Here is a 17,342-nt window from a genome sequence, read left to right on the forward strand (position 1 = left end):
CCATAAGCGCTAGCGGCCACTTTTATCTGAAAAGGGGCTGAGCGCCAAAGCCTGCGCGCATTCGCCCACGATCCATTCTTTGAAGCGCTGCACCGGCTCCGGCGTGCGCTGGGCGCTGGGCTCCACCAGAAAGTAGCCGTGGGCTGTGGTGGTGGGCTGGGCGCAGGCGGCCACCAACTGGCCGTGGCGCACCAACTCGTCCACCAGCGGGGTCCAGCCCAGCGCCAGGCCTTGCCCGGCAATGGCCGCCTGGATGACCAGCGGGTAGTTGTTCAGCGTCAGGTCGTGGCTGTCGCCGGTGCGGGCTACGCCGTGCAGCGCCAGCCAGTTCTCCCAGCCCAGCCAGCGCAGCGGCTCGGCACTTTCCAGATGCAGCAGGGGCAGCCTGGCCAGATCGGTGGCCTGGCCGGTCAGCCCGTGTGCGGTTAAAAAACCGGGACTGCACACCGGCACCACGATTTCCGGAAACAGCGCCACCGCCGTGCAACCCGGCCACTGGCCCGCGCCGAAGGCCACCGCGATGTCCACCGGCTCGCCGCGGATGTCGAACGGGGCCTGGGTGGTGACGATGCGCACGTCCAGGTTGGGCACCAGCGCCCGCAGCGCGGCCAGGCGCGGCATCAGCCAGTAGGCGGCAAAGCCAAAGTCGGTGGCCACCGTCAGCACCTGGCGGGCGCGCCGGGCGCGGATGCTGGCAGCGGCCTCGCCAATGCCGCCCAGGCTGTCGCGCACCGCGTTGAACAGTTGCAGCCCGTCGGCCGTGAGCGACACGCCCCGGTGCCCGCGCTTGAACAGCGGCACGCCCAGGTCCTCTTCCAGCAAACCGATGCGCTGGCTCACCGCCGGCTGGCTGGTGCCCAGCTCCTGGGCCGCCGCGGTAAAGCTCAGGTGGCGTACCGCGGCCTCAAAAAAGACCAGGCTTTGCAGGGGTGGGAGGCGGCGTGGTGTTGCCATAACGGATATTTATGGATGTATAAGAAATAAAAGTCTTCACGTGCTGATGCCACCTGCGTAGACTGCATTCATTGCATAAACCCCGATTATGTTTGGAAAGAGAAACAGCATGGCACAACCGAATATTTTGATCCTGATGGCCGACCAGCTCACGCCCTCGGCGCTGGCCGCGTACGGCAACACCGTCAGCAAGACCCCGCACATCGACGCGCTGGCCGCAGGGGGCGTGGTGTTTGAGTCGGCCTATACCAATAGCCCGCTGTGCGCCCCGTCGCGCTACGTGTTCATGGCGGGCAAGCTGCCCTCGGCCATTGGGGCCTATGACAACGCTGCCGAGATGCCCAGTGAGGTGCTGACCTTCGGCCACTACCTGCGCCACGCGGGCTACCGCACCATTTTGTCGGGCAAGATGCATTTTTGCGGGGCCGACCAGTTGCACGGCTTTGAAGAGCGCCTGACCACCGACATCTACCCCGCCGATTTCGGCTGGACCCCCGACTGGGACCAGCCCGAGGTGCGCCCCAGCTGGTACCACAACATGGGCTCGGTCACCGACGCGGGCACCTGCATCCGCAGCAACCAGCTCGATTTCGACGAAGAAGTGGTGTTTCTGGCGCAGCAAAAGCTGTTTGACATCGTGCGCGACGACGATGCCCGGCCCTTCTGCATGGTGGTGTCGATGACGCACCCGCACGACCCCTACGCCATTCCGCAGCAGTACTGGGACCTGTACCGCGACGAAGACATCGACATGCCGCGCGTGGCTCCCATTGACCCCGCGCAGATGGACCCGCATTCCCAGCGCCTGCGCCACGTGAGCGACATGGACAGCACGCCCATCAGCGCCGCCCAGACCCGGCACGCCCGCCACGCCTACTACGGCGCAGTGTCGTACGTGGACGAGCAGATCGGCAAAATCCGCCGCACGCTGGAGCAGACCGGCCTGGCCGACAACACCATCGTCATCCTGCTGTCCGACCACGGCGACATGCTGGGCGAGCGCGGGCTTTGGTACAAGATGAACTTCTTTGAAAACGCCTGCCGCGTGCCGTTGATCGTGCATGCGCCGCAGCGTTTTCAGCCGCACCGCGTGGCGGCATCGGTGTCGCTGGTCGATGTCCTGCCCACCTTGGTGGACATGGCGTTTGACGGTGCGGCCCCGGCCACCCCCGAGGCGCTGGATGGCCGCAGTGTCTGGCCGCACCTGGTGGGCACCGGCGGGCACGACGAGGTGGTGGGGGAGTACCTGGGTGAGGGGGCGGTGGCTCCGCTCATCATGCTGCGCCGCGGCATGCACAAGTTTGTGCATTCCCCCGGCGACCCGGACCAGTTGTTTGACCTGCAGGCCGACCCGAACGAATTGGTAAATTTGGCCACCGACCCGGCTGCGCAGGACCTGCTGCAGGCCTTCCGCGCCGAGGTGGCTGGGCGCTGGAACATGCCGCAACTGCGCGCCGAGGTGGTGGCCAGCCAGCGCCGCCGCCGTTTCCACTACGCCGCGCAAAACCAGGGCGTGCCGCAATACTGGGACCACCAGCCGTTCCAGGCGGCCAGCCAGCGCTACATGCGCAACCACATCGATCTGGACACGCTGGAAGCGCGGGCCCGGTACCCCGTGGTGAAAGCTTGAAATCAGGAGAGTGGGAAAAAAAGCATGGCTAGTCGGCGCGGGGCCGAAACCCCTTGCCGTTGGCTAGCAAAACGATCCTCACAGGCTCCCTTGCAGAGTCTGCGGATCGCCCCACGATGAAAGCTACAGGACCTACCCAAGTTTCCCCTGTAAGCCCGGAGGGCAATACAGGGGCGCTGCGTAAGTCCTACCTATTTCGTCAGAATCAGTTTGCCCAGCTTGGTGTTCTGCAGGCGGTAAATACAGCCGTTGTGCAGGATCTCCACGGCCTTTTGGCCCTTGAGCAGATCCCGGCTTTCGACGGCAGATGCCGGTTTGGCGGCAGCCTTGCCCATGTCCATGCCCTGGAGCACGCCGTTGGCGTTCTCGCCCGAGGTGGGGTTGAACTGGGGGCGGGCTGAAAGGGTTGCGTACATGGTGAATTCCTTGGTGAAGGGGTGTGCGAGATTTTTCGGTTAGTTAATGATAACCATTCTCAATTGAATCGCAACACCTTTCGTGAATTATTTTTGCAACACCGCCTTTACGGTGCCTTGGGCTCGGTAATGAAGCCGATCTTCTTCACCCCCGCCTGCTGGGCCGCGGCCATCACCTGGGCCACGCGCTCGTAGCGCACGTCCTTGTCGCCGCGGATGTGCAGCTCGGGCTGGGGTTCCTTGGCGGCTTCTGCTTGCAGCAGGGGGACCAGATTGGCCTCAGCCACCGGGTTTTCGTTCCACCAGTAGTCGCCCTTGGCATCCACGCTCAGGCGGATGGTTTCGGGCTTCGCGTCCTGCACCTGGTTGGTGGCGCGGGGCAGGTCGATGTTGACGGCGTGTTTCATCACCGGAATGGTGATGATGAAAATGATCAGCAGCACCAACATCACGTCCACCAGGGGCGTCATGTTGATCTCGTTCATCACCTCATCGGGTTCGTCCTGGGTTCCGAAGGCCATGGCTTAGCTCCCTTTTTTCATGGGCACCACATTTGCCGCGCTGCCAGTAGCCACGCGGGCTCCGGTAACGAAGAAAGCGTGCAGGTCGTGGGCAAAGCTATTGAGCTTGATCAGGATGGATTTGTTGCCGCGCACCAGGGCGTTGTAGCCCAGCACCGCCGGAATCGCCACTGCCAGGCCTAGCGCGGTCATGATCAGCGCCTCACCAATGGGGCCCGCCACTTTGTCGATGGTCGATTGGCCCGACAGGCCGATGCTCAGCAGCGCGTGGTAGATGCCCCAGACCGTGCCAAACAGGCCGATAAACGGTGCGGTGGAGCCCACCGATGCCAGGATGGCCAGGCCGGACTGCAGCCGGGCGGTGAATTCGTCCATGCTGTTGCGCAGGCAGCGCGTGACCCAGTCGCTCACGTCCAGGCTGTCGTGCAGATGGGCCTTGGTGTTGCGGTGGTGGGCGGTGGCTTCGCGGCCTTCCAGGGCCAGCTGCTGGAACGGGTTGGTCGGGTCATCGCCCAGCTTTTTCAGGCCGGTGGCGAAGTCTTCGCTGTGCCAGAAGTCGGCGGCTGTGCCGGCCAGCTTCTTGAACTTGAAGATGTCCAGCGCCTTGATGATGATGACGATCCACGAGGCCAGCGACATGGCCAGCAGAATGATGGCCACGGACTTGGTGACAAAGTCGCCTTGCGTCCAGACGTTGGCGATACCGAATTGCGATTCCATTGAAAACTCCAGAAAAAATTAGTTGAGCGAGAAGGGCATGGGGACGATGACGAAAGCGGCCTCGGGCACGCCGTCGCGTTTGCCCGGTACAAAGCGCCAGTGGGCGATGGCGGCCAGCGCAGCCTGGTCCAGGCGGTCATAGCCACTGGATTTTTTAATCTCTACTTTTTGCGCATTGCCGTCGGCCCCCACGTACACCAGGACCTGCACCGTGCCTTGCTCACCCAGCGAGCGGCTCATTCTGGGATAGGCGGGCTTGGGGTTGTTGAGGTAGTTGGCATCGCTGGAGGGCGGCACGATCTTGGGTGGCGCAGGCGGTGCGGCGGGCGGTGCCACGGGGGCCGCGGCCACGGCCACCGGCTCGGCCAGCGGCGGCGCGGGCGGTTGCGGTGTGGTCACGCCGGTGGGGGCGTTGGCGGTGGGCGTGGGGTCGGCAATGGCCACCGGGCGCGGCGCGGGAGGCGGTGTGGGCAGCCGGGTCTTGGCAACGGGCTGCTTGACCGGGGCGGGCGGCGGCGGCGGGGGTTCTTTGGGCCGGGGCGGCTCCACCGTCTGGGCCAGCATTTCCACCGGCACGACGATTTCCACCACCTGCCGTACCAGCCCGCTTTGCAGGGCCCAGAGGGCCGCGCCGTGGAAAACCAGCACGCCGCCCACGATGACGGCGTTACGGCTGAGGCGGGGCGGTGTGGGGGCGGGAGTGCGGGACAAGGTGTAGTTCATTCGGAGCGGGCCACAGGCGATCGTCGCCGTTGCTGCCAACGGACGCACAGCGCCTGAACGGCGGTCAATTATTTACGAAAGATCCACCAGGCAGAGCCCAGTACGAAGATCAGGCTGCCACAGAGTGAGGTGAAGAGTTCCATGCCCGGCTTTCCAAAATGGTGCTGGCGAGCTGGATGGCCGCGACGGGGTGCGACGCGTTGCATTGCGCCACGATGTCGCGCGCGCAGCCTTCGCAGCGACCGCACTGGGTGGCCACACCCAATTCGAGCTGGATGTCGTCAAACCCGAAACCGGCACGCGCGTGGCGGACAATTTCACGGTCGGAAACACGTTGGCAAACACAGACGATCATGGCGGCAAGCACATTGGCTGGCAGTTGAGAAGATGTCGCAATTATAAATGCGAATCCGTCGCATTTGCAATAGAGGCCGTGGATTACCCTTCAAACAACAGGGCGGGGCTGGCCTGGTCCAGGGTTTGGCAGCCGCACAAGGCCATGGCGATCTCCAGTTCGTCGCGCAGCAGGCGCAGCACGTGCGCCACGCCCACCGCACCGGCGTTGGCCAGCCCGTACACGTAGGGCCGCCCGATCAGCACCGCGCTTGCACCCAGGGCCACCGCTTTGAGCACGTCGGTGCCACGCCGGATGCCGCCATCCACCAGCACCGGCAGGTCGCCCACTGCGTCCTTGATGCGTGGCAGCACGGCGGCGGTGGCGGGCGCGGTGTCCAGCGTGCGGCCCCCGTGGTTGGAGACGATGATGCCTGCCAGCCCCAGCGCTGCGGCCTGGCGCGCGTCGGCGGGGTGCAGGATGCCTTTGAGCAGCACTGGCAGCCGGGTCTGGGTTTGCAGCCAGGCCACGTCGTCCCAGGTCGGGGCGTGGGCCAGCAGGCCGTCGAACAAGGCGCTTTGGCCGGGGTGTAGGGGTTCGGCCGGCATGGGCCGGAAATCCGCCAGGTGCACCGCCGACACCCCCGACGGCAACCGAAAGCCCGCGCGGCGCTGCCGGTCGCGCGCGCCGTCGGTGGGGCCATCGACCGTCAGGACCAGGGCGTCGCACCCGGCTAGTTCGGCGCGCTGCACCAGCGCCAGGGTGTGCGCCCGGTTGTCTTGCAGATAAAGTTGGAACCAAAAAGGGCCTCTAGCGCTTTCATTTAGAGCGGTAGCAGCTATTTTTTCGATAGCAATACTGGAGTTGGTACTCAGCACCATGCCTGCCCCCAATGCCGCCGCCGCGTAGGCGCTGGCCAGTTCGCCGTCCGGGTGCGCCATGCGCTGAAAGGCCACCGGGGCCAGCAGGATGGGGTGGGCCAGGGCGCGGCCCAGCAGCGTGATGCGGGTGTGGCCACCGGCCAGCGGCTGCAGCACACGGGGGTAGAGCTGCCGCGTGTCCCAGGCGCTGCGGTTGGCGCGCAGGGTGATCTCGTCGCCCGCGCCGCCGCTGAAATAGGCCCAAGCATTCGCATCCAGCACCGTGTGGGCGTGGCGGGCGTGGTCTTCCAGATTGACGATGCCGGGCGGGATTTGGGCGACGGTAGGGGCGTTCATGTGTCGGCCCACATGCGCAAAAGGTTGTGGTACGTGCCGGTCAAACCGGTGGTTTCTGGCGTTTCGCCGTGCTGCTGGCGCAGGCGCAGCAAATGGGTATCCAGGTCGAACAGCAGTTGGCGCTGTTCCTGGCTGCGCACCATGCTTTCGATCCAGAAAAAGCAGGCCAGCCGGGCGCCGCGCGTGACCGGCTCGACCTGGTGGACGCTGGTGCCTGCGTACAGCACCAGGCTGCCGGCAGGCAGTTTGACGCGCTGCGGACCCGCCGAATCTTGGATCACGAGTTCGCCGCCGTCGTAGGCCTCGGGCTCGGTCAAGAACAGGGTGCAGGAGATGTCGGTGCGCACGCGCTGGCCAGTGTCGGGGGCGAAGCGCACGGCGTTGTCCACATGCGGGCCGTAGAAGTTGCTGATGCCGCTGTAGCGGTTGACGCGCGGGGTGAACACGCGCTTGGGCAGGGCGGCGGAAAAGAAGGTCGGGTTGCGGTCCAGCCCGCGCAGCAGCAGGGCGCGGATCTGGGTGGCGGCCTCGCAGTCGTGCGGCAGCTGCTCGTTGTTCTTGACGGCCTGCGCCTGGCTGCCTGCGCTGGCGCGGCCATCCGTCCAGGGGGCATCGACCAGCAGGCCCTGGGCGTATTGGACTTCGTCGGGGGTCAGGATGTGGGGGATGTGCAGCAGCATGGGGGAATTGTCATTGAACGTCAAAAAGCCGTCCCGAAGGACGGCTTGTGTTGCACTGCTGGGTCTTAGAACCGGGCGGTCATGGCCAGTTGGAAGATGCGGCCTGCGCCGGGCACGTAATGGCCACGGTACAGCGCGTCGGCATACAGCTTGTTGGTCACGTTGTTGATGTTGGCCTTGAAGCTGAGCTGGTCGTTCACGGTGTATTCGGCCATCAGATCGCCGGTGGCGTAGCTGGGCGCTTCCCAGGCGGGGGCGGTCACGTCGGCTGGCGACTGGGCGCTGCGGAAGTTGATGCCCACGCCGGCACGGATAGCGGGGGTGAACTGGTAGGTGTTCCAGAACGAACCGCTGTGCTTGGGGCTCAGGCCGGGCCGGTCACCCACGCGGTTGCCCACGGTGGTGGCGGTCGATGCGGCCTTGTCCACCCGGGCCACAGGCATCCACATGTACGAGCCCCACATTTCCCATGCGTCGGTGATGCGGCCCGACACGTCGATTTCAAGGCCCGCGGTATGGCGTTTGCCCGACAGCAGCAGGCGGGTGGCGGCGGTGTCAGGATCGGTATTGCGCTCGTTGAGCTTGGTGGAGCGGAAGATGGCCAGGCGGGTGTTGAAGCGCTTGTCGGCCGAGTCCAGCTTGGCACCGAACTCGATGTTTTCGCTGCTCTCGGGGTCGGTATTGGCGCTGTTGGCGTTGTACGAATAGGTGTCTGCCGAGGTGTTGAACGAGGTGCCGTACGAGAAGTGGTACGAGTGCAGCGGGTTCGGTTGGTACAGCACGCCAAAACGCTTGCTCCAGTTGGAGATGTTTTGCTGGTACGAGGTGGTGGTGACGGGCGTGGTGGCCGCCGTGGGCACCGCGTAGGTGCTGTAGTTGCCCTTCATGCTGTCGTAGCGCAGGCCGCCCAGCAGCTTCCAGGCGGGGGCGATCTGGACCAGGTCCTGGGCGTAGATGCCGTAGGCCTTGGCCACAAAGTTGCTGCCTTCGCGGAAGGCGCGCAGCGATTCGTCCACCGATGCACCGTCGTCGGGGCGGCCTGCGGTGGTGTTGGGCTTGACCAGGTTGACCCCGCCCTGGGCCACACTCAGTGCCGAGTACACGATCTTCTCTTCGCGCGAAAAGTCCACCCCGGTGACCACTTCGTGGCCCACGCCCAGTGCGTCAAATTTGCTGCTCAGGTCGCTTTGGAAATTGAGCGTGTCCATGTCCTGGACCTTGAGCTGCGTGCCACGGGCAAACACGGTGCTGCCGCTGAAGTTGCCCAGGTCCACCGCGGGCTGCACGCCGGTACCGGCAAAGCGCACCGTGCCTGCGCGCTGGTCACGCTGGAAGCGGCCTTTGCGGATCTGGGTTTTCAGCTCGGTGTCCACGCCAAAGCGGTGGATGTGGGCCAGGCTGCCCATGTTGGCATTGCCGCCGTTCTGGTCGCTGGCCATGCCGAAGTAGGCGCTCGGGTCCAGGCTGTTGATCAGGGTGTTGGCAGACTGGCTGTCGCTGGCCTTGGGCTTGATCCACGGGATGCCGTAGTTCATGCCGTTGCGGTTGTCCAGCGAGTACAGGCTGGCAGAGAACTCGTCTTTGGAGCCGATGCCGAAGCGGTAGTTGGCCGCCAGGCCGTCCTTGTCGATGCTGCTTCCCGCGCCGTTGTTGGTGGCCTGGGTGTACATGCCATTGATGCGCAAGGCGGCATCGTCGGCGGTCTTGATGTTGAAGTCGGCCGTCAGGCGGCGGAAGTTGTGGTTGCCCACGGTGGTGGTGATCTCGGTCTCGTCTTTCAGCAGCGCGGGCTTGCTGACCTGGTTGACTGCGCCACCCGTGGAGCCCCGGCCAAACAGCATGGAGGCCGAGCCGCGCAACAACTCGATGCGGTCGTTGTTGAAGGTGTCGCGGTCGTAGAAGGCCGGGTCGCGCATGCCGTCCAGAAAGATGTCGCCGGTCGAGGCCAGCGAGAAGCCGCGCAAACGGATGTCTTCCTCACCGCCCTCGGCCGCCTGGAAGGTCACGCCCGCAGTGCTGTGCAGCACTTCTTTCAGGGTGTCGAGGTTGCGGTCATTGATCAGCTTTTCGGTCACCACGGTGATCGACTGGGGGATGTTGCGCAGCTCTTGCTTGCCTTTGCCGATGCTGGTGGTGGTGGCACGCAGGCTGTCTTTGCCCTCGGCCTGCTCGGTCACGGCCACCGGGGCCAGGGTTTTGGCCTGGGCGGCACTGGCCGCTGTGCCAGGGGTTTCCTGGGCCATGGCCCCCATGGAGCCTGCCAACAGCATGGCCCCGAGCGGCAGCATGGTGTAGGTGGACGTTGATTGTGCTGCGGTATTGATAGCTGCTTGTGCTGATGGAATAAGCGCGAGGGCAGGTTTTTGCTTGAAATGTATGCGTCGGGACATGGCGGTCGGCCTAGGTAGGTTGCGAGAACGTGGACACGTTCTCAGGACACTGCTGGCTAACGCGCGGAACGCTTACGAGGTCCGAAATGCTTGGCTGGCTTGGTTAAGTAGTACCGGGTAATTGTAAATTAATGCGAATCATTCTTGTTAAGAAGTGGGCCAAAAACCTTGCTGCCCTCTAGAAAAATACGCAATTTGCAACATTGCGTTGCAAATGCCCCACGCGCGCCAGTGGTTTGCTTGGGGTCGGCCATCGGGTCGGACTCTGATCTCAAAATTTACAAGAAATCAAGTGCTCGCGCTTATATCTTGAGCGCAAGCAGCTCTTTTTTTAATAGCAAATATCGGCTACGCCAGCCACTTGGCGTGGTTGTCCCAGTGCACGCGGTCCAGTTGCCGCTCCAGGCTGTGGGCGGCTACCTCACCGCGCACCCCACCCTGGGCGCCGCTGGCGAGCCAGTCGGGGCCGAAGGCGGTCAGGGCGCCCACTTCGGGCAGCGGGAGCTGGCGGGGATCGCCCCCCAGGGTGGACCACCAGGCCAGTTGCCCGGCACGGGTGGCACTGACGACAAACCGGGCGTCGGCGGGGCTGTTGCGGCCCGGTACATAGGCCACATCGCCGCCATAGCCACCCAGGGCCAGCGCTTCCGGCAGGGCGACGGTGCGCAGGCCCTGGGCATCCAGCAGGGCCAGCAGCGGGGCGTTGCGGCGGGCGCTGGCATCGGCATGCTCGGCCTGCAGGGCGATGGCCACAGTGCCGTCGGGCGCGCGGGCCAGGTGGCGCAGGCTCAGGAACGGGTCATGGGCGCGCCAGGCCTGGCGGAGCGTGCCGGTGGCGGCATCCAGGCGGGCGATGGACGAATCCATTTGCTGCACATTCAGCTTGGTGCGGCCGGTTTCAGGCAGGTTGAGCAGACCGCCATTGGCCACCAGCAGGCTGCCGTCGGGTTCGACCAGCACCATGTGCGGGTCCAGGCCGCCGCTGGAGAATTCGCGGACTTTTTCCAGGCTCACCGGGTCGCGCACGGCAATGAAGCCGGCCCCGGTGTCGGTGCTGGTCTCGGTGGTGTAGAGGGTGCTGCCGTCCAGCGCAAAGCTGGCGTGGCCGCAAAGCACGCGGTCGTCTTCAATGTCATGCCACAGCACGGCGCGGGCGGTTCGGGTGTCAAAGCGCAGCAGGTATTCGCCCGGGCGGCGGGCCACGGCCAGCGCCTGGCCCGGCAGGCCCAGCGCCGGGTGCAGCATTTGCACTTCGTGCGCGCGTTGGGGCAGGGCCACGCCACGCGGTGCGCTGCCGAGTTGCCAGACACCAGCCCAGGCCTGGTCGTCCATGACCCAGGAGGTCAGCAGGCCGGGGGGGGATGCAGCTTGGGCGGGCAAAGTGAGGCTGGCAGCGGCCAGGGCCAGCCACTCGCGGCGGCGCAGTGTGGCATCAATCACCATCGGACTCCGAGAAACCGATCATGGTCTTCAGCTCGGGGGCGATTTTGTCCTCCAGCAGCTTCTTGGCCTGGGCCAGGGCCTGCATGGCGGCGGTGACGCTGGCGGCGCGGGCCGGGTCGGCTGCGAGCATGCGGGTGTGCAGCAGGGCCACGGCGGCTTCCAGCTGGGCCGAGAGGGCGAGCTGGTTTTCACCGGCCAGGTAGCCGTTCAGGCTGCCTTGCTCCTGGCTGCGGCCGGTGCCGACCAGGAAGTTTTGCAGGCTGGCCGCGTTGGCCTGCCACGCCGCCCGGGTGCTGCCGCTGGTGGCGCGCGGCCAGTCGCTGGTGCGGCCACTGCGGGCGGGTTTGCCCATCTTTTTCCAGCGCAGTTGCTCCAGCCCGCCTACTGCCTGGCTGAACCATTCGTTGAAGGCGGTGAGTGCGGTGTCGGGGGTCCAGTCGCGGGCGGCGAGGTTTTGGAAATCGGCCAGCAGGGCCTGGCCCTCGGCCGCGCAGCCTTGGGCCAGCACAGCGGCGTAGGTGCAGGGGGTGGCATCGGGCGGGGTTTGCCACAGCAGCCATTCCAGGGCGGGCAGGCCTTTGGCGGGGGCGCCCAGGTCGTCCAGCGCCGCGGCAGATTGCGGCGGGTTGGCCATGGCGGCGCTGACCATGGCCGGGCGCGTGGGCCAGAAGTCGATGCTGCGGGCGCTGCGGCGCTCCAGCAGCGGGCCCACGGACACGGCGCTCAGGCGCTCCCAGTCGAGCATGGCGGCACGCCAGGCGGGGCGGGCGGTGGCCGGGTTGCAGCCCGCTGCCAGCACCTCTAGCAGGGCCGCGCTGCTCTGGGCAAAGGCCTGCGCGGCCGGCACAAAGTGCAGCCGCAGGGCATTGCGCACCCAGTCGGTCTGGGTGATGGCGGGGCTGGCAATGCGCTGTGGCAGGTTGGCCGCTCCGGCGGCGCTGCACAGGGTGCCCAAGCCCAGTGCCATCCACTGGCGGCGGTCGATCAAAAGGGTCACGGCGGCGCTTTCTGTCAGAACAGGTCAGAGGGAGTTCACAAATTTCACCAGCGCATCGCGGTCGGCCTGGGGCATTTTCAGCACCTGCTGGCGGGCCGCATCGGCTTCGCCACCGTGCCACAGAATGGCTTCCAGCGTGTTGCGGGCGCGGCCGTCATGCAGCAGGAAGCTGTGGTTGTTCACGTCCGGGATCAGCCCGATGCCCCACAGCGGCGGGGTGCGCCATTGCTGGCCGTTGGCCAGGCCGTCCGGTCGGCCATCGGCCAGGCCCTGGCCCATGTCGTGCAGCAGCAGATCGGTGTAGGGGGTGATCTTCTGGTCGCGCAGCGCGGGGAAGGGCGATGCACCGGTGGTGTAGCCGGGGCGGTGGCACACGGCGCACTGGGCCTGGGCAAACAGGGCCTGGCCGCGGCGCACGTCCAGGTTGTCATAGCCGCGCCGGGCGGGTACGGCCAGCGTGGCCTGGTACTGGATGACTTTTTCCAGCGTGGCGTTGTCGATCTCAAACCCGCCGTTTTGGCCGCCACGGGGGGCTGCGGCGCAGTCTTTTTGCCGGGGCGTGCAGTCTTCGCGGGGGAACTTCTCGGAGGTGATGCCGATGTCGCCGTTGAAGGCGGCCGCCGACTGGTGCGCCAGGCTGCCGGTGTTGGCCTTCCAGCCAAAGCGGCCCACCACTTCCTTGCCCGCAAACGGGTCGAACACGCGGTTCGCCATGCCATGGATGCCGTCGCTGCGGCCGGCCTGCTGCTGCACGTTGGCCAGGATGTCGGCCTCGGGGATCGCGTCGATCAGGCCCACGCCGGGCATCTGCGGCGCGATGCGCGGGCCCACCAGGGTGCCGGGCTGCATAGGGCCGTAGCCCAGGTCGGTGAAGCGGTAGTGCGGCTGGCGCAGGCTGTAGCGCGTGCCGTCGGCAAACTGGCCGGGCAGCTCGGTGTAGCGGATGCGTACCTTGCCCTCGGGGCGCACGCCTTGCATGGCGGAGTTGGTGAACTGTTCGCCGTAGGTGGGCTCGTGCCGGGGCGTGCCCTGTGCATCCAGTACCGACAGGCGGAACAGCAGGCCGATGGGTTGCTCGGCAGTGATGCCGTTTTTAAAGGTGTTGGGCGGTGCGCCGCGCCCGTCCTGGGTATGGCAGCCGCCGCAGGAACGGGCGATGAAGTGTGGGCCCAGGCCATCGCGGGCAGCGGTAGACGAAGGGGCTTCCACCCAGTTGCGCCGAAAGAACGAGTTGCCGATGGCGAAGTGGGTGCGGCCTGCCTCGTCCAGGTTGGCGGCGGGGAACGAGAAGGCGTTCAGGCCTTCCTCGAACACGGTGGTGTCGCCGCCGGGCTTTTCTTCCGAAGTGTCGATGGCGGGAGTTGCTGCCAGGGCCAGCCACGCCACCGCCATCCCGGCCGAAGCCAGGGCGGCGGTGGTGAGGGTGCGCCAGCGTGTTTTTTGCAGGTTCGGCGAACGCATCGGCTTATTCTTTGGCGGGGTCTACCAAGGTGAGTTTGGTGATGCCCACGGCCTTGGCCGCATCCAGGAAGTCCTTGCTTTGCAGCTTGAGCGCGTCGGCCACGGCCTGCACGCGTTTGCGGCCTTCGGGGTCCCCAATCTCGCGGTCAAACGGGGCGTGGATCGCAACGGCTGCTTGCACGCTGGCGGCGATATGGCCGCTGGTGCGCTCGGCGGTAGCGGCATCTTTAAGAGCCACCAGGTCGCGCAGCGAAGCGCCTTGCAACAGGCTGCCGTCGGCGCGCTTGAAGCGGCCCAGCCAGACGTTTTCAATGCCGGTGGCGTTGGCCACGATGTCGCGGTGGGTGTTGTCGGAGAAGCAGGAGTGCTCGTCTTCCTGGTTTTTGGATGCCAGGGCCACTTCGATGCGCTCGCCGGCCAGTTCGCCGCGCGACAGGGAGCCCACGCCGACCAGCATGTTGCGTACGGCGTTGGTGCTGGATTTTTCAAATTGGGCGCGGTAGTTCTGGGCATTGGGGGCCCAGGCCTTGGTCAGGCTGGTCAGGTCGCTGACCAGCAGGTCAGTGACCACCTTCAGGTAGTCGCGGCGGCGGTTGGCGTTGGGGGTTTTGCCGTCCACAAAGTCTTCAAAAGAACGGTCGCCGGGGCCGGTGTCGCTCAGATCCTGGCCCCAGAGCAAGAACTCGATGGCGTGCCAGCCGGTGGCGATGTTTTCTTCGCCGCCGCGCTCGTTCAGGGCCGTGAGGGCCTTGGCGGTAATTTTGACCTTGGGGTTGTTGATGATGCCAGCCTTGGGCTTGCCAACGACGTAGTCCACATAGGCTTCGTCCATCGGCCAGGCGTTGATGCGGCCTTCGGGGCCGTTTTTGTCATCGATGGGGCCGGCGTAGAAGCGGAAGGCTTCGGTCTGGCCATAAAACTCCCGGGCGGCCAGCCAGGCAGTGCGGGCCTTGGCCAAGCCGTCAGTGCTGGGGGCTGCGTTGAACGCGGTAATGGCGGCCTGGAGCGCCTGTGCCGTGGTTAGGGTGTCTTCGTAGCTGGCGTAAACCAGCTTGCTGTAGTCGGCAGCCACGGCGGCTGCCGTGACAGGAGCCATGGTTTGGGCGGTAGCGGAAAAAGCCACCAGCAATGCAGCACTCAGCAGAAGAGATTTCACAGCACAGGTCCTTGATGTTCCCATCCGCGAAACGCAAGAATGCTGCGGTTAACGCGGACAGGTCAGAAACCCATTGTAATGAGATTGATTCGCGATACCGTGCCGCGCGGATCGCCTTACCCGTCCAGGTTGATCTGGGTGATCAGTTTTTGCAGCACCGTGGCGGCCTGGTCGTTGTCGACCTGGCAGGTGCCCGCCGCATGGTGGCCGCCGCCGCCGTAGGCCAGCATCAGCTCACCCACGTTGGTTTTGCTGCTGCGGTCCAGAATCGACTTGCCAGTGGCCAGCACGGTATTTTGTTTTTGCACGCCCCACATGACGTGGATGGAGATGTTGCACTGCGGAAACAGCGCGTACACCATGAAGCGGTTGGTGGCCCAGATGGTTTCTTCTGCACGCAGGTCCAACACCACCAGATTGCCGTGTACCGTGGCGCAGCGTTCAATCTGGGCCTTGGCTTTGACGGCGTGTTCCTGGTAGATATCGATGCGCTCCTTGACATCGGGCAGCGACAAGATGTCTTCAATGCCGTGGTCGCGGCAGTATTGGATCAAATCCATCATCAGCGCGTAGTTGCTGATGCGGAATTCGCGGAAACGCCCCAGGCCGGTACGCGCGTCCATCAGGTAGTTCAGCAGCACCCAGCCCTCGGGGTGCATGATTTCTTCGCGCACGTACTGGGCCGAATCGGCCTTGTCCACCGCGTCCATCATGTCCACGGTGATATTGGGGAAGGCTTTAGCACCGCCGTAGTAGTCAAACACCACGCGCGCCGCCGATGGGGCTTTGGCATCGATCACATGGTTTTTCAGCCCGCTCTGGTTGCGGATGGTCTCGGAGGCGTGGTGGTCAAACGCGATGTGGGCACCCGCCACGTAGGGCAGGTTGGTGGTGATGTCGCGGTCGGTGATGGTGATCTTGCCGTCTTGCATGTCCTTGGGATGGACGAACTTGATCTCGTCGATCATGTCCAGCTCATTGAGCAGCACTGCACATACCAGCCCGTCGAAATCACTGCGGGTGACCAAGCGAAATTTTTCTGTGCCCATGGGGTCCATCCTTTTTGCCATGTTGGCGGTTACAAAATGTACCGGGATTATGCCGCCTGGGCCACAGCTTGCATGCCTAAAACGTGCCGGGCAACAGAATGCTTTTGTCGACGGTGCCGATCTGGGTATGGCCGCAAAAGGCCATCGTCACATCCAGCTCCTTGTGCAGGATCTCCAGGCATTTGGTGACCCCGGCTTCGCCCATGGCGCCCAGGCCGTACAGAAAGCTGCGGCCGATCATGGTGCCGCGCGCGCCCAGGGCCCAGGCCTTCAAAACGTCCTGGCCGGAGCGGATGCCGCTGTCCATCCACACCTCGATCTGTGAGCCCACCGCATCGACGATCGCGGGCAGGGCTTCGATGGCGCTGGGGGCTCCATCAAGCTGGCGGCCACCGTGGTTGGACACCACCATGGCATCGGCGCCGCTGTGGGCTGCCAGGCGGGCATCTTCTGCGTCCATGATGCCTTTGAGGATGAGCTTGCCGCCCCAGCGCTTCTTGATCCACTCCACGTCATTCCAGTCGAGCTGCGGGTCAAACTGTTCTTTGGTCCAGGCGCTGAGCGAGGACATGTCGCTGACGTTCTTGGCGTGGCCCACCAGGTTGCCAAACGTGTGGCGACGCGTGCCCGCCATGCCCAGGCACCAGCGCGGCTTGGTCATCAGGTTCAGGATATTGGCCAGCGTGGGCTTGGGCGGCGCGGTCATGCCGTTTTTCAGATCCTTGTGGCGCTGGCCCAGCACCTGCAGATCCAGCGTCAGCACCAGGGCTGAGCAGCCCGCCGCCTTGGCGCGGTCCATCAGTGCTTCCATGAAGGCGCGATCGCGCATCCAGTACAGCTGGAACCAGAACGGGGCCTTGGTGTGGGCGGCAATGTCTTCCAGCGAGCAGATGCTCATGGTGGACAGGGTAAACGGAATGCCAAACTTCTCGGCCGCCCGCGCTGCCAGAATCTCGCCATCGGCATGCTGCATGCCGGTCAGGCCGGTGGGGGCTATCGCCACCGGCATGGCGGCATCCTGGCCGACCATCTTCACCCGGGTGCTGCGGTTGGCCATGTTGACGGCCACCCGTTGGCGCAGCTTGATCTTTTGGAAGTCGGCCGAGTTGGCGCGGTAGGTGCCCTCGGTCCACGAACCGGAGTCGGCGTAGTCGTAAAACATGCGCGGCACGCGTTTTTGCGCCAGAACGCGCAGGTCTTCGATATTGGTAATGACGTGGGGCAAAAGAGTCTCCTGAATGCCCTGGATGCTAGCGGGCTTGGGGCCGACGTGGGCTGAAGAAATTTTGGGGTAGGCCGCATTTTTCTCAACCAGCTTTACTACAAGCCAAAATCCGTTGTAGAATCGTAAGCTTAGCGGCTGTAGCTCAGTTGGATAGAGTACTTGGCTACGAACCAAGGGGTCGTGGGTTCAATTCCTGCCAGCCGCACCAAATGTAGAAGCCCGTAGCCGTGAGGTTACGGGCTTTTTACTCGACGGATGAGAGTCCGTTGTAAAATCAAACTCTTAGCGGCTGTAGCTCAGTTGGATAGAGTACTTGGCTACGAACCAAGGGGTCGTGGGTTCAATTCCTGCCAGCCGCACCAAAATGTAAAAGCCCGTTATCGCAAGATAACGGGCTTTTTACTTTTGCACCCACTTCACGGTATG

The 17,342-nt window shown here is 64.6% G+C and carries 16 protein-coding genes and 2 tRNA genes; 3 read left to right on the plus strand and 15 right to left on the minus strand.

Going from position 1 to position 17,342, the window contains the following annotated elements:
* Nucleotides 1-9: 9 nt before the first annotated feature.
* Nucleotides 10-954, minus strand: a complete 945-nt coding sequence (locus AB3G31_RS04105) for a LysR substrate-binding domain-containing protein (protein WP_367848943.1) — start codon at nucleotides 952-954, stop codon at nucleotides 10-12.
* 109 nt (nucleotides 955-1,063) lie between these two features.
* On the opposite strand from AB3G31_RS04105, the gene betC reads away from it, so the two are divergent.
* Nucleotides 1,064-2,584: a choline-sulfatase gene (gene betC, locus AB3G31_RS04110; RefSeq protein ID WP_367848944.1), complete on the plus strand. Its 1,521-nt coding sequence runs from the start codon at nucleotides 1,064-1,066 to the stop codon at nucleotides 2,582-2,584.
* A 191-nt stretch (nucleotides 2,585-2,775) separates the two neighbouring features.
* Here betC and hemP read toward each other — a convergent pair whose 3' ends face one another.
* From hemP to AB3G31_RS04180, 14 genes are all read right to left on the minus strand, one after another.
* Nucleotides 2,776-3,000, minus strand: coding sequence for a hemin uptake protein HemP (gene hemP / locus AB3G31_RS04115; RefSeq protein WP_367848945.1), 225 nt, complete (start codon nucleotides 2,998-3,000; stop codon nucleotides 2,776-2,778).
* Between the two features lie 107 nt (nucleotides 3,001-3,107).
* Nucleotides 3,108-3,521, minus strand: coding sequence for an ExbD/TolR family protein (locus AB3G31_RS04120; protein ID WP_367848946.1), 414 nt, complete (start codon nucleotides 3,519-3,521; stop codon nucleotides 3,108-3,110).
* A 3-nt stretch (nucleotides 3,522-3,524) separates the two neighbouring features.
* Complete coding sequence (locus AB3G31_RS04125; RefSeq protein WP_367848947.1) at nucleotides 3,525-4,241, minus strand: MotA/TolQ/ExbB proton channel family protein; 717 nt, start codon at nucleotides 4,239-4,241, stop codon at nucleotides 3,525-3,527.
* 18 nt (nucleotides 4,242-4,259) lie between these two features.
* Nucleotides 4,260-4,952, minus strand: coding sequence for an energy transducer TonB (locus AB3G31_RS04130; protein ID WP_367848948.1), 693 nt, complete (start codon nucleotides 4,950-4,952; stop codon nucleotides 4,260-4,262).
* A 121-nt stretch (nucleotides 4,953-5,073) separates the two neighbouring features.
* Complete coding sequence (locus AB3G31_RS04135; protein WP_367848949.1) at nucleotides 5,074-5,319, minus strand: bacterioferritin-associated ferredoxin; 246 nt, start codon at nucleotides 5,317-5,319, stop codon at nucleotides 5,074-5,076.
* An 83-nt stretch (nucleotides 5,320-5,402) separates the two neighbouring features.
* Nucleotides 5,403-6,515: an alpha-hydroxy acid oxidase gene (locus AB3G31_RS04140; protein ID WP_367848950.1), complete on the minus strand. Its 1,113-nt coding sequence runs from the start codon at nucleotides 6,513-6,515 to the stop codon at nucleotides 5,403-5,405.
* Nucleotides 6,512-7,195: a Fe2+-dependent dioxygenase gene (locus AB3G31_RS04145; RefSeq protein WP_367848951.1), complete on the minus strand. Its 684-nt coding sequence runs from the start codon at nucleotides 7,193-7,195 to the stop codon at nucleotides 6,512-6,514. Before AB3G31_RS04145 ends, AB3G31_RS04140 begins: the two co-directional genes overlap by 4 nt.
* 65 nt (nucleotides 7,196-7,260) lie before the next feature.
* Complete coding sequence (locus AB3G31_RS04150; RefSeq protein WP_367848952.1) at nucleotides 7,261-9,585, minus strand: TonB-dependent receptor; 2,325 nt, start codon at nucleotides 9,583-9,585, stop codon at nucleotides 7,261-7,263.
* Between the two features lie 348 nt (nucleotides 9,586-9,933).
* Nucleotides 9,934-11,025, minus strand: coding sequence for a DUF1513 domain-containing protein (locus AB3G31_RS04155; protein ID WP_367848953.1), 1,092 nt, complete (start codon nucleotides 11,023-11,025; stop codon nucleotides 9,934-9,936).
* Nucleotides 11,018-12,025, minus strand: a complete 1,008-nt coding sequence (locus tag AB3G31_RS04160) for an imelysin family protein (protein ID WP_367848954.1) — start codon at nucleotides 12,023-12,025, stop codon at nucleotides 11,018-11,020. The genes AB3G31_RS04155 and AB3G31_RS04160 overlap by 8 nt, the downstream gene beginning before the upstream one ends.
* Before the next feature lie 24 nt (nucleotides 12,026-12,049).
* On the minus strand, nucleotides 12,050-13,486 hold the full coding sequence (locus tag AB3G31_RS04165) for a di-heme oxidoredictase family protein (RefSeq protein ID WP_367848955.1): 1,437 nt from the start codon (nucleotides 13,484-13,486) through the stop codon (nucleotides 12,050-12,052).
* A gap of 4 nt (nucleotides 13,487-13,490) precedes the next feature.
* On the minus strand, nucleotides 13,491-14,582 hold the full coding sequence (locus AB3G31_RS04170) for an imelysin family protein (RefSeq protein WP_367850286.1): 1,092 nt from the start codon (nucleotides 14,580-14,582) through the stop codon (nucleotides 13,491-13,493).
* A 176-nt stretch (nucleotides 14,583-14,758) separates the two neighbouring features.
* Nucleotides 14,759-15,691, minus strand: coding sequence for an exopolyphosphatase (locus AB3G31_RS04175; RefSeq protein WP_367848956.1), 933 nt, complete (start codon nucleotides 15,689-15,691; stop codon nucleotides 14,759-14,761).
* Between the two features lie 76 nt (nucleotides 15,692-15,767).
* On the minus strand, nucleotides 15,768-16,916 hold the full coding sequence (locus tag AB3G31_RS04180; protein WP_367848957.1) for an L-lactate dehydrogenase: 1,149 nt from the start codon (nucleotides 16,914-16,916) through the stop codon (nucleotides 15,768-15,770).
* 131 nt (nucleotides 16,917-17,047) lie between these two features.
* Between AB3G31_RS04180 and AB3G31_RS04185 the strand changes: the two genes are divergently transcribed.
* Nucleotides 17,048-17,124 (plus strand) — tRNA-Arg (locus AB3G31_RS04185).
* A gap of 77 nt (nucleotides 17,125-17,201) precedes the next feature.
* Nucleotides 17,202-17,278: transfer RNA gene (locus AB3G31_RS04190), tRNA-Arg, on the plus strand.
* The last annotated feature ends 64 nt before the right edge of the window (nucleotides 17,279-17,342 follow it).

Origin of the sequence: Rhodoferax sp. WC2427 (genome assembly GCF_040822085.1) — a bacterium.
Taxonomy (GTDB): Bacteria; Pseudomonadota; Gammaproteobacteria; order Burkholderiales; family Burkholderiaceae_C; genus Rhodoferax_B.